The organism is Hanstruepera ponticola (genome assembly GCF_002940745.1).
GTDB classification, from domain to species: domain Bacteria; phylum Bacteroidota; class Bacteroidia; order Flavobacteriales; family Flavobacteriaceae; genus Hanstruepera; species Hanstruepera ponticola.
The window spans coordinates 1,652,777-1,664,781 of the sequence record NZ_POTB01000001.1 but is presented as its reverse complement, the minus strand read 5'-3'; the positions used below and the strand labels follow the sequence as shown (position 1 = coordinate 1,664,781).

The 12,005-nt window shown below is 33.1% G+C and carries 15 protein-coding genes; 5 read left to right on the top strand and 10 right to left on the bottom strand.

Translation table 11 applies throughout. From position 1 onward, the window contains the following. The first annotated feature begins 199 nt into the window (after window positions 1-199). Window positions 200-1,072 carry an AraC family transcriptional regulator gene (locus tag C1S72_RS07555; protein WP_104735009.1) on the top strand — a complete coding sequence of 291 codons (873 nt, stop codon included), beginning with the start codon at window positions 200-202 and terminating at the stop codon, window positions 1,070-1,072. A 2-nt stretch (window positions 1,073-1,074) separates the two neighbouring features. On the opposite strand, the gene C1S72_RS07550 is transcribed toward C1S72_RS07555, so the two are convergent. The 4 genes from C1S72_RS07550 to C1S72_RS07535 all read right to left on the bottom strand — a co-directional run bounded on the left by C1S72_RS07550 (window position 1,075) and on the right by C1S72_RS07535 (window position 4,035). After that, window positions 1,075-1,731 (bottom strand): HD domain-containing protein, encoded by a 657-nt coding sequence (locus C1S72_RS07550; protein WP_104735008.1) that lies wholly within the window; start codon window positions 1,729-1,731, stop codon window positions 1,075-1,077. A gap of 67 nt (window positions 1,732-1,798) precedes the next feature. After that, a complete protein-coding gene (locus C1S72_RS07545; protein ID WP_104735007.1) occupies window positions 1,799-2,782 on the bottom strand; it encodes an acyl-ACP desaturase in 984 nt (327 codons plus the stop codon). 11 nt (window positions 2,783-2,793) lie between these two features. Next, window positions 2,794-3,531, bottom strand: coding sequence for a lysophospholipid acyltransferase family protein (locus C1S72_RS07540; protein ID WP_104735006.1), 738 nt, complete (start codon window positions 3,529-3,531; stop codon window positions 2,794-2,796). 93 nt (window positions 3,532-3,624) lie between these two features. Then, window positions 3,625-4,035, bottom strand: a complete 411-nt coding sequence (locus C1S72_RS07535) for a BrxA/BrxB family bacilliredoxin (RefSeq protein ID WP_104735005.1) — start codon at window positions 4,033-4,035, stop codon at window positions 3,625-3,627. Between the two features lie 119 nt (window positions 4,036-4,154). On the opposite strand from C1S72_RS07535, the gene C1S72_RS07530 reads away from it, so the two are divergent. Genes C1S72_RS07530 through C1S72_RS07520 form a run of 3 tightly spaced genes read left to right on the top strand, consistent with a single transcriptional unit; the run spans window position 4,155 to window position 5,709 of the window. Continuing rightward, window positions 4,155-4,916 carry a TerB family tellurite resistance protein gene (locus C1S72_RS07530; RefSeq protein ID WP_104735004.1) on the top strand — a complete coding sequence of 254 codons (762 nt, stop codon included), beginning with the start codon at window positions 4,155-4,157 and terminating at the stop codon, window positions 4,914-4,916. A 1-nt stretch (window position 4,917) separates the two neighbouring features. Continuing rightward, window positions 4,918-5,241 (top strand): TraR/DksA family transcriptional regulator, encoded by a 324-nt coding sequence (locus tag C1S72_RS07525; protein ID WP_104735003.1) that lies wholly within the window; start codon window positions 4,918-4,920, stop codon window positions 5,239-5,241. Window positions 5,242-5,286: 45 nt separating this feature from the next. Then, window positions 5,287-5,709, top strand: coding sequence for a hypothetical protein (locus tag C1S72_RS07520; RefSeq protein WP_104735002.1), 423 nt, complete (start codon window positions 5,287-5,289; stop codon window positions 5,707-5,709). Between the two features lies 1 nt (window position 5,710). Here the strand turns inward: C1S72_RS07520 and C1S72_RS07515 are convergent, their stop codons facing one another. The 6 genes from C1S72_RS07515 to C1S72_RS07490 form a co-directional block, all read right to left on the bottom strand. After that, window positions 5,711-6,871 (bottom strand): metal ABC transporter permease, encoded by a 1,161-nt coding sequence (locus C1S72_RS07515; RefSeq protein ID WP_104735001.1) that lies wholly within the window; start codon window positions 6,869-6,871, stop codon window positions 5,711-5,713. Next, window positions 6,864-7,991: a metal ABC transporter permease gene (locus C1S72_RS07510; protein ID WP_104735000.1), complete on the bottom strand. Its 1,128-nt coding sequence runs from the start codon at window positions 7,989-7,991 to the stop codon at window positions 6,864-6,866. Before C1S72_RS07510 ends, C1S72_RS07515 begins: the two co-directional genes overlap by 8 nt. A gap of 81 nt (window positions 7,992-8,072) precedes the next feature. Further along, window positions 8,073-8,810 (bottom strand): metal ABC transporter ATP-binding protein, encoded by a 738-nt coding sequence (locus tag C1S72_RS07505; protein WP_104734999.1) that lies wholly within the window; start codon window positions 8,808-8,810, stop codon window positions 8,073-8,075. Next, complete coding sequence (locus tag C1S72_RS07500) at window positions 8,810-9,721, bottom strand: metal ABC transporter solute-binding protein, Zn/Mn family (RefSeq protein ID WP_104734998.1); 912 nt, start codon at window positions 9,719-9,721, stop codon at window positions 8,810-8,812. Before C1S72_RS07500 ends, C1S72_RS07505 begins: the two co-directional genes overlap by 1 nt. Further along, complete coding sequence (locus C1S72_RS07495) at window positions 9,721-10,533, bottom strand: transporter (RefSeq protein WP_230401597.1); 813 nt, start codon at window positions 10,531-10,533, stop codon at window positions 9,721-9,723. Before C1S72_RS07495 ends, C1S72_RS07500 begins: the two co-directional genes overlap by 1 nt. After that, window positions 10,520-11,176 (bottom strand): metal-dependent transcriptional regulator, encoded by a 657-nt coding sequence (locus C1S72_RS07490; RefSeq protein WP_104734996.1) that lies wholly within the window; start codon window positions 11,174-11,176, stop codon window positions 10,520-10,522. Before C1S72_RS07490 ends, C1S72_RS07495 begins: the two co-directional genes overlap by 14 nt. A 127-nt stretch (window positions 11,177-11,303) precedes the next feature. On the opposite strand from C1S72_RS07490, the gene C1S72_RS07485 reads away from it, so the two are divergent. Next, window positions 11,304-11,720 (top strand): hypothetical protein, encoded by a 417-nt coding sequence (locus C1S72_RS07485; RefSeq protein ID WP_162919943.1) that lies wholly within the window; start codon window positions 11,304-11,306, stop codon window positions 11,718-11,720. Window positions 11,721-12,005 lie beyond the last annotated feature (285 nt).

The window sequence follows — 12,005 nt, the reverse complement described above, 5'->3', positions numbered from 1 at the left end:
TTTATTTTTTATAATTCAAAGATATGGTGGATATATAGTTGTAAAAACAGCTATTTTATCAAATATGTATGCTAAATTAACGCTATAATAATCTTTATGTATCTAAAATGTTAATATAGAACACATATAAGTTAAATTTGCACATAAGTATCTTGATATTAGAAACTAACTTTGTACAGAATTTGTATAGCATACATCTATGAATACAAAAAAACCAGCATTAAAAAAGTTAAGTACAGATTTCGGTCATTCGCTACTTGTTAAGCAACATACTGGAAGAACTGAAGATAAACTGGCCTTTTGGCATTTTCATCCTGAAATTGAATTGCTTTATGTAAACAAAGGCTTTGGAAAAAGACATATAGGCAATCATGTGTCCTATTTTAATAATAGTCAGTTATTGCTCATTGGTTCTAATCTGCCACACAATGGATTTACAGATGGAATGACAAGACACGGCAAAGAAACATTAGTTCAGTTTAGACCAGATTTTTTAGGCTCAAACTTTTTTGAAGTGCCAGAAATGAAAGCCATTAATAAGCTTTTTGAACGCGCTCAAAAAGGGATTTTATTTAATATTGAAACAAAAAAAACGGTTGGACCAAAAATAGAAGATTTAATTAACTATAATGGTTTTGAACGTATCATAAAGCTTTTGGAGGTTTTGCAAGAATTAGCTTTGACCGAAGAATATAGAATATTGAATTCAGAAGGATTCGATTTTGAAACAGAACCTCAAGACACTGCCAAAATTGATAGAATTTATAAATATGTCAATGCCCATTTTAAAGATCATATAAGTCTAGATAATATTGCCAGCGAAGTTAGTATGACAGTTCCTGCATTTTGTAGGTATTTTAAAAGAGTTACAGGAAAAACATTTACACAATTAGTAAATGAGTATCGTATAGTGCATGCAACTAAACTTTTAAATGAAAGTCAATTAAGTATAACTGATGTTTGTTTTGAAAGTGGTTTCAATAATTTTTCACATTTCAACAAGATATTTAAACAAGTAATAGGGAAGAGTGCTTCAAGTTATAGAAAAGATATGAAGCAAATAATTGTATAATTTTAATTTCTACCTTCCCATTCTGAATAAAATTGCTCGAGATAATGCATCATGAATTTGTGTCGATTTTCTGCTAAACGCTTTCCTGTTTTGGTATTCATTTTATCTCTTAAAAGGAGTAACTTTTCATAAAAGTGATTAATGGTTGGCGCAGTAGAGTTTTTATATTCTGCTTTACTTAAGTTAAGGTTAGGTGTTATTTCTGGATCGTAAATTGCTCGATCTTTAAATCCACCATAATTAAATGCTCTCGCAATCCCAATAGCTCCAATTGCATCTAGGCGATCTGCATCTTGAACAACTTCTAATTCAGGAGAAGCAAAGATAATATTTTTGTCTAGAGATTTACTAAAAGACATATTAGCAATGATTTTTACAACATGTTCAATAACTTCTGATGATACATTTTGTTGAAACAAAAATTCTCGTGCTTTTTTGGGACCAATCGTTTCATCACCATCATGAAATTTACTATCGGCAATATCATGCAACAAAGCACCCAATTGGACAACTTCCAAATCAACAGATTCATGTCTGCCAATGTTTAGCGCATTTTTATAAACACGTTCAATATGAAACCAATCGTGTCCGCCTTCGGCATCTTTTAGTTCTTTTTTTACAAAATCAATTGTATTTAAAATAATAAGTGAGTTACTCATGCTATAAAATTAAAAATTCCCTTCATGCTTTTGAAAGGAATTTTATTTAAAAAATTAATATTTCATTTTAAATTGCAGGTTCTACCCATTTAAACTGGTATGAGTTTTCAGGGATCTTCATGCGTTCAGAAAGTCGTGTTAATCTAGAAGGTAACTTCATTAGGTAATCTCTAGCTTTCTCGGCATCATCAGTTAGGTTGGTAATTTTATCTATTTCCCAACGTTGAATCAATTTCTGCAAAATATCTACATAATCATGTGATGTATAAACACCAATACGTTGTGCGGTGTGAGAAAACTCTTCAAATGCTGTACTTATTCTTTCACCAGATTCTCTTAAAAAATGTGCTGGCATGGTGATTTTTAATTTCATCATATGTTGAAATGCCAACATCATCTGGCTTGGATCTACTTTAAAAATACGCTCAACAAATTCACAATAAGCATGATGGTGTCGCATTTCGTCCCCAGAAATGATTTTACACATTTTTGCCAGTTGCTTGTTTCCTTTATCTTTAGCTAATTTAGCAACGCGGTTATGAGAAATATAAGTAGCCAATTCCTGAAAACTTGTGTACAAAAAGTTTTTGTACGGATCACGGTCGGTACCAATATCAAAACCATCTGCAATAAGATATTGGGTGGTTTTTTCAATTTCTTTCATATTTACACGACCAGATAAGTACAAGTATTTATTGAGCACATCACCATGTCGGTTTTCTTCTGCTGTCCAATGACGAACCCATTTTCCCCAAGAGTTTCTACCAACTTGGTCAACACCTTCCACATCCATAAGCCAAGATTCATAAGTGGGTAAAGCTTCTTCAGTAATCATATCACCAACTAAAACTACCCAGAAATCGTAAGGAAGTTCTTTAGAGAGTTCACGTATTTCTTTTACGTCATCTAAAAATCCATCTTTTTCAGAGTTTGGTAAAAAGTCTGTAGGTTGCCAAATACTTTCAACAGGAATTAAATATTTTTCTATTAAGGAGTCAACGTCTTTTTCCAGAAACTGCATAACTTCCAATCGGACATTTTTTAAAGACATAATTGATAATTTTAATAATTAATACTCGAAGTAATCGTAGTTTCAATCTGTTTGATTAATTCTTGCTTATCTACAAAGGTAGCCAATTTAATAGGCTCATGGACTTGAAATTTTAAATGATTTCCAATTCCCATTGGGAATTTTCCATAGCGTAACATTTTCCAAGAATTATTTACAGTTATTGGTACTATAATAGCGGATGGTATTTTTTTAAAAAGTATTTCTAACCCTTTAGTTTGAAATGGTTTGGGTTTACCTGTTTTACTTCGTGTGCCTTCTGGAAAAATAACAGCAGCTCTTTTGTTTTTTTCAATGTATTCCCCAAATTTCATAATCGCAGGTAAGGACTGTCTAGGGTTTTTTCTGTCAATGAGAACAGAGCCGCCATGCCTTAAATTGTAAGATACACTTGGTATGCCTCTTCCTAGTTCTTTTTTACTAATAAATTTAGGATGATACTTACGCATATACCACATTATAGGTGAGATATCATACATGCTTTGATGATTGGCAACAATGATTACAGGCTGATTGATTGGAATATCAAATTTGTTTTTAAATGTAATCCGAGTTCCTAATAAATTTAGACAGCGCATTAAGAAAAATTGTAACCAATCGACAGTTATTTTGTGGGCTTTATAACCCAACACGTTAAAGCAAAACCATTGAATTGGGTGAAACACTACAAGGGTTAGTAGAAAAAAAAATGCATAGAGAGCAGTGAGTGGATATGCAAGTAGTTTTCGCATGTATTAGGGTTTGAAAAACAAAATTAACTAATAAGATTAAAGCACAAAAAAACCACGATAAAATCGTGGTTTTATTTTTAAAGTTGAAATGTTTTAACAATGTTCATTATAAGCATCTACTAAATTTTCAGCAATTAATTCAGCAGGACGACCTTCAATATGATGACGTTCTAACATATGAACTAACTCACCATCTTTAAACAATGCCATACAAGGCGAACTTGGTGGAAATGGTACCATGTGTTCACGTGCTTTATCTACAGCTTCTTTGTCAACACCAGCAAAAACGGTAACTATATGGTCTGGCTTTTTACTGTTTTGTAAGCTCATTCTAGCTCCTGGTCTTGCGTTGGCTGCAGCACAACCACAAACAGAGTTTACAACTATAAGCGTAGTTCCTTCTTTAGCCAATGCAGATTCAACAGCTTCTACTGTTTGTAATTCTTGAAAACCAACATTAGTTAAATCTTCACGCATTGGTTTTACTAATTCCGCTGGATACATATATTTTAATTATTTAAGATTAATATTTCAATGATGCAAATATACCAATTGTGTAACAAATGTCATGCGTCATCTACTAACAAATAGTATATTTACTCATAAATAAAATTGATAGGTACATGAGTTTTTCAAAGTGGATTGGAGCAGCTTTAGGATGGTCGTTTGGTGGACCAATTGGTGCGATAATTGGTATGGCTTTAGGTGGTATTATGGATGCGTTTTCAGATAAAGATGCCGAACCATTTTTTAAGCAAGGTCAACAAGGTAGAACATATAGGTCACGTATGTCTCGTCCACAAACACGGTCAGGTGATTTTGAAGTGAGCTTGTTGATTTTGTCCTCTATTGTTATTAAAGCAGATGGTAAACAAGATCAACGTGAGCTTGATTTTGTCAGGCAGCAATTCTTGCATATGTATGGCAAGGAACGAGCAAACCATGCTTTTAAGTTGTTTAAAAATGTCAATAAACAGCAAATTCCTGTACGACAGGTTTGTTTGCAAATCAGGCAAATGATGGATCATCCATCACGATTACAATTGCTTCATTTTTTGTTTGGAATAGCTAAAGCAGATGGTCATGTCACGGAAGAAGAGGTTAAACAAATTTATACCATATCAAATTATTTAGGTATTAGCTCACGCGATTACGAAAGTATTAAAGCGATGTTCTATAATAGTAGTGACAATGCCTATAAAATATTGGAAATTTCAAAAGACGCTACGGTATCAGAAATAAAAGCAGCTTATCGGAAAATGGCAAAAAAGTATCATCCGGATAGAGTTATTCATTTAGGTAAAGAACATCATGAAGGCGCTGAAGAAAAGTTTAGACAGGTGCAGCAGGCTTACGAACAATTGCAAAAAGAAAAAAGGTTTTAATATGGATAAGAGCGTCATAAAAGAAACTATTATTCAAGAAATAGCGAAAACTGAAAAGGCAATCTCGGATTATAAAGCGTTAACCAAACCCATTTCCCCTAACAATGCCATTGGTCGCGTGAGTAGAATGGATGCTATTAATAATCGTAGTGTCAATGAAGCTTCATTGCGTCAAGCCGAAACTAAACTCACTAATTTAAAACGCGCCCTATCAAAAGTTGAGGATGACGATTTTGGCATGTGTTTAAAATGTCAAAACCCAATTCCACTAGGCAGAATTCTTATTCGCCCAGAAAGTTTTTTGTGTGTGAATTGTGCGAGATAAACGGTATAATTGTTGATTAAAAGGTGAAAACAAAAACCAACTATTATGAAATTTCTATTTTCTTTAATAATCTTTTTATCTAGTTTTTTTGCTTTTACTCAAACCACAACTATTGCGGGAACATACATTTTGAAACTCGAATCTAGTAATGCGGTAATTGTTGATACATTAACTTTACATGCTGATGAAACGTTTACCTTTCATGAATATGATAGACATGATGGAGGTATTCCTCCAGAAAGGGACAAATATGGTAAAGGAAAATGGAAGTTTGAAAATAATATTGTTTATTTCTATGCCAACGAATCTGATATTACTAAAACTCACACCTTAAATTTTAATAATTCTGAAGCGCGATTTATAATCAAATCACCTAGAGATAAATCTAATAAAGTGATACCAACTTCAATACAGTTTTACAAATCTGATATTTTTTGGATAGTGAAACGGAAATTGATAAAGGAATAAATTAACCCCTAAACAAAAAGAAGTCGTCTTTCATATCTTCAATTTGGGCATCTTCATTGGTAATAATATAATCAATGGCTTGAGATGTAAAATCATCCCCTTTATCAGTTAAGGAAACAATTTGGTTGTCAATGGTAATCATATTGTTTTTTAATGCTAAATCAACAACAGTTTTAGCACGGATTTTTTGCCAATTAATATGTTCTCTCAAATGATTGACATGTCGTTCGTTTTCTTCATTATGATTTTTTAAATGAAGCAAGAAGGTAAGCAGCGACACTTCAATTTTTTGTTGTTTTTCGCGGTACATAACTGCAATTAGCCCTTTACTTGGAGCAAATAGATAAACAACTAAAAACAATAGTCCTAACATGGTTGTTATAGATCCTGCTATTGAGGCGTCCAACCAATGTGCAACCCAATATCCAGAAATAGCACTAAAAACACCAAAAAGAATTGACAAAAAGAGCATTTTTTTCAAATCTGTTGTCAATAAATAAGCGCTAGCCGCAGGAGCAATCATAAGCGCGACCACTAAAATGGCACCAACAGCATCAAAAGCACCAACAGTTGTAATAGATGAAACCGTCATTAAACCATAATGAATAGCCACAGGTGAGAATCCTAGTGAAGCTGCCAATCCAGCATCAAAGGTGCTTAATTTCAGTTCTTTAAAAAAGGCGAATAATAACCCAACTGTAATAATTAGTATTGTACCAATAATCCATAATGATTTTGGACCAACATCTACACCTGAAATTAGCAATCGGTCAAAAGGCGCAAAAGCCAATTCACCTAAAAGAACAGCATCAACATCTAAATGAACATCGTTGGCGTTTTTAGCAATCATAATTACACCTATACTGAATAAAGCAGGAAAGACTAATCCTATAGCTGTATCTTCTTTTACCAATCCTGTTTTTTGAATTTGCTCAACTAATACCACAGTAATTACACCTGTCAAAGCTGCTAAAACAATTAATAGTGGCGAGTTGAGGTCTTGTGTAATGAAGAATCCAATAACAATTCCAGGTAATATAGAATGACTAATAGCATCACTAATCATGGCCATTTTACGCAACACCAAAAACGTTCCAGGTATAGCACACGCAATGGCAACCAAACTAGCAATAAGCTGTATTTCAAGTTGTGCGCTACTCATCTTTTTTAAATTGTTGGTTATATAAGTTAGATGCTGTTTCAAACCCTTCTTGAGTTAAACTCCACATATTTCCGTTAAGTGTTACATAGTTTTTATCTACTAATTTTTTTAGTGTTCCTTTTGTGTAGCCTTGAAAGTTATTCAAAATCTTAATCGTATGTGGATGCGAAATATTCTCGTGCGTTTTAGCAATATTAAACATAAAGGATAGGGTTTTATGTAATTCTAAATCACGACGATTTTTTATAAATCGAATTTGTCTGAACAACAAACCACGATTGGGCGAAAAAATAAACGAAAACATGACAAAAACTGAAGCTACAATTACAATTACAGGACCAGTGGATAGATTGTTTTGAGTGGCGCTTATTGCTGTTCCAAAAACACCTGAAAACGCCCCAAAAAAGGCTGCTAAAAACACCATGACACTTAAATTGTTTGTCCACTGTCTTGCAGCAGCAGCAGGAGCCAAAAGCATAGCGCTCATTAAAACAACACCAACGGTTTGCAAGCCTAAAACAATAGCTAGTACAATGAATGAAGTTATTAGTATGTCAATAGTTTTGGTATTAAAACCTAGCGTTTTAGCATAATCTTTATCAAAGAGTAATATTTTAAATTCTTTCCAAAACAAGAGTAGAACGAATAAACACAATCCGGTTACAATTGCCATAAGCCAAACATCACTTTCAACTAAAGTAGCAGCTTGACCAAATAAGTATTTATCTAAACCAGCTTGATTGGCATTTGGTTGTTTTTGGATAAAAGTTAACAGTAACATTCCAAAACCAAAGAATAATGATAGAATCAATCCTAAAGCGGTATCTGATTTTAAATGTGTTTTTGTTATAATACCTCGAATCCAAAATGTACCTATCAAACCACTGACCAAAGCACCTAAAAGCAGTGTATTACTTTCTTTGGCACCAGTAAGTAAAAACGCAATAGCAATGCCTGGTAATGCTGCATGCGAAATAGCATCGCCCAATAAACTTTGCTTGCGTAACACGGCAAAACTACCAAGCATGCCAGTAACAGCACCAAGAATAGCTGTGCCAAGTGTAATGGTGCGCAGTGTGTAATCGTTAATTACGAGTTCTATGTATTCTAGTAAGTCCATTTTGTTATTCCGCACTAGATGCGGAATCTATTATGCTTAGTTTTGGTTTATAGCTTTGAGATTCCTGCCTTCGCAGGAATTTTATTTCTGAATACTTACTTTATAATTGATGCCATAGGTTTTAGTAAGGTTATCATCATTAAAAATATCCTTAACCGGACCTGTTGCAATCTTTTTTACATTTAAAAAAGTTACCCAATCAAAGTATTCAGGAACCGTTTGCAAATCATGATGCACCACAATTACGGTTTTATTCGCCTTTCTTAATGCTTTAAGAATATTAATGATAGCTATTTCGGTAGTAGCATCAACACCTTGAAATGGTTCATCCATAAAATAAATGGATGCATCTTGAACCAAAGCACGTGCTAAAAAAATACGTTGCTGTTGTCCGCCAGAAAGTTGACTGATTTGTCTGTTTTTAAAAGGTAGCATTCCAACTTGTTCTAAAGCTTCGAGTGCCGCTTTTTTTTGCTTTTGGCCAGGGCGTTTTATCCAACCTAAACTTCCGTATGTTCCCATCATAACCACATCTAGAGCAGTTGTAGGAAAATCCCAATCCACACTACCTTTTTGTGGAACATAAGCAACAAGAGAGCGTTGTTTGTCATACGATTTACCATAAATGCTTACACTTCCAGCAATTGGTTTTAGAATGCCTAAAATAGACTTTATAAGTGTTGATTTTCCTGCGCCATTTGGACCAACAATAGCCATTAAAACGCCTTCGGGTATTTCTAAATCAATATCCCAAAGTACCGGTTTGTAATTATAGGCTACTGTTAAATCATCTACTTGTACTGCTATTTTATTACTCATTATTTCAAAGCATTAACAATTGTATTCACATTATATTTAAACATCCCAATATAAGTACCTTCAACTGTTCCAGCATTACCCAAAGCATCAGAATATAATGTACCACCAATGGTAACATCATGTCCTTTCGATTTTACTGCTGCTTGCAAGGCTTTTATAGTGCGTTTAGGCACCGAACTTTCCACAAATATAGCGTTCACTTTTTTGTCGATAATAAAAGCTGCTAATTTTTGTACGTCTTGAACTCCAGCTTCGGTTGCTGTTGAAAGACCTTGTAACCCAACAACTTCAAATTCAAAGGCTTTTCCGAAATAGTTAAAAGCATCATGAGCTGTAACCAATATGCGTTTCTCTTTTGGTAAAGCGTTAATGGTTGCATTAATTTCAGTTTTTAAATTATTTAATTGACTCAAATAGTTGTCACCATTAGCTTTAAAAGTATCTTTCTCTGAAGGCACAGCTTCCGATAATTTGTTGACTACAAATTGTGTGACTTGTTCCCAATAAGTGATGTCAAACCAAATATGCGGATCGTAATTAGAAGCAAAATATTCGGAACCAATCAAAGTGTTTTTATCAATGGCATCAGAAACAGCAACAGTTTTTATATTTTGAGTTCCCATTTTCTCGAATACTTCTACTAGTTTTCCTTCAAGGTGTAATCCGTTGTAGAAAATAATATCAGCATTGGCTAATTTAGTTACATCACCTTCGCTAGCTTTGTATAAATGAGGGTCAACGCCACTTCCCATTAACCCTTCAATATTAATAAGGTCGCCTCCAATATTTTTAACTAAATCAGTTATCATTGTAGTTGTGGTAACAACATTGAGTTTGTCGGTTTTTTTAGAATCCGTTTTACAGCTAAAGATTCCAAAAAATAGAATGGTTATGATTGTAATTCTTTTCATTATTGATTGTTGTTTATTGGTAATCTAAAACTCAAACCTGCACTTAATAATAAATCTTGACCTTCTGTAATACTTGTTCCAAAAGACATATCTAATTGCAAATCGTTAGAAACTAAATATGTTAATCCAGCATCCCATAAATGGTTAGCTTGACTATCTTCAGGTAAATCACCATATAATTCTACATAAGCACCAAACTTTTCGGAAATGCTATATCCATAGGCAATAGTATAGATATAACTTGCTTCAGGTGAATCATTTCCCCAAGCCATACCAAGATTATAGCCTAAACTAGATTTTTCACTTAAGGTATGTGCTAGTGAAAATCGAAAATCTACACCAGTTGTTTCTGGTCTATAATCAGTACTTGCGGTTAATGGTAAAAAAACATGTCCTATTAAACTAATTTCTGGGATCCAACCTTTTTCTTCCGTTATATAAACTTTCATTCCTAGCAACAATGGACTAAAGCCACTTAAAACATTGTCTAATTTCTGACCGTTTATGTGTGTGACATCTTCTTGTAAATTCCATCCTAAACGCAATTCAAAATTATCAGATAACCCATATCTAACCAGCGTTGTATTGTAGGTGAAGTTTTCAGTTTTAATTTGATTTTTTTCAAAAGTTTGATAAAAACCACCTGTTTCAACTTGCAGATAGCCTTGTGGTACTGTGCTTGACGCTTCAGTAGCATCTGGTCTATCTGTTTCCAAAGCGCCGATTGACTCCTTTTCTTGAGCCAATGAAGCCGAAAAGGAACATAACAACAGACCAATGAAAATATAAATTTTTGTGTTAGTTGATTTCATTGACGTAGATAATGTTGGTAAAGTCTTCATTTAATAGAATGGTATTATAATTTATTGAAATTTGAGTCATTTTGTTGTTTTGAAATTGATTAGTGACCATAATGCGATTTCCATATTTTAAGCCATGTAGAGCGCAGAAATCAAAAAACTCTTTATCGTCACTCATTAATCTCGAAATAATATATGATTTCCCTGCTTGGGTTTTAGAAAGAGGTATTGAATTATCATCTGTTGTTATATCGCCATGTTCATTTGGGATAGGATCGCCATGTGGATCGAATTTCGGATTTCCTAGATAAGAACTGATTTTATTTGCCAAGAAATCTGACGTTTGATGCTCTAGTAATTCTGCTTCCCTATGAATTTCATGTAAAGACATATCAAACAACTTGTAAAGCAAAGCCTCCCACAAACGATGTTTCCTAACTACATTTAAAGCCATTTTAGAGCCTTTCTCTGTGAGCTCTAGCGATTGATACTTTTCGTAAAAAAGAAGGTCTCTACTGGCTAATTTTTTAGCCATATCTGTTACAGCTGCATTGGATATACCTAATTTTTTTGCGATATTACCAGTTGATGTATCATTCTCCTGCTTATCATTTTTATATATGGCTTTAATGAAATTCTCGACTGCTACTGACATTAACGTTTGCTTTAAATAATATTTAAGTTAGCTTAAAAAATTATTCAAATATAGTTAAATTAGTTTATTGAGCAAAAGAATTCTTAATTTGGCATAATTTCAGATGAAGACTAACAAACTATGTGATATGAAACAATTTGTTTATTTAGTTATTTTTTGTAGTATATTTTCAGTTCATGGCCAAGATAGCACCAAAGCTGAACCGCCTATTATTGTGACTAAACTATTGTTGGGCAATCAATATGAGCATAACAACCTTATTGTCAAATTTGTTGATGTTTTAAATGATTCTAGGTGCCCTAAAAATGTTACTTGTGTTAGAGCAGGAGAGGCTAAAGTATTAGTGGCTATTTATAAAAATGCTCAATTTATTGAGGAGAAAATTATCGAAATTACACCAACTACTTACTTAATTGGAAACTTACCACAATTAATAATTTCTGGTGAAACAATAATAAAAGGTTTTAATTTAACTCCATATCCTGAATTTGGAAAAGAGATTAAAAAAGCGAATTATATTTTGCAAATTGTTGTTGAAGACTAGTTTTGTCAACTTCAAGTTATAGTTTATTATTAGAATTTAAAAAACTGATATGTAGGGTTTTAAATAATAAAAATAAAACAAATTTATTGCTGTTTAGTTAAAATGAGCTATGATTTTCAGCTTTTTAAGCTAAATATTTAAACTTATTGTTTCTGTAGAGTGTCTTAAATATTTATGATAAAACAAGTTAAATGCTGTTTAGTGACAACCGCAATTGTTATCAGAGCAATTCTTCCCAGCCTTTTTTTTAGGCTTCCAAATAAATCGAGAGATCAGAAAAGTCAA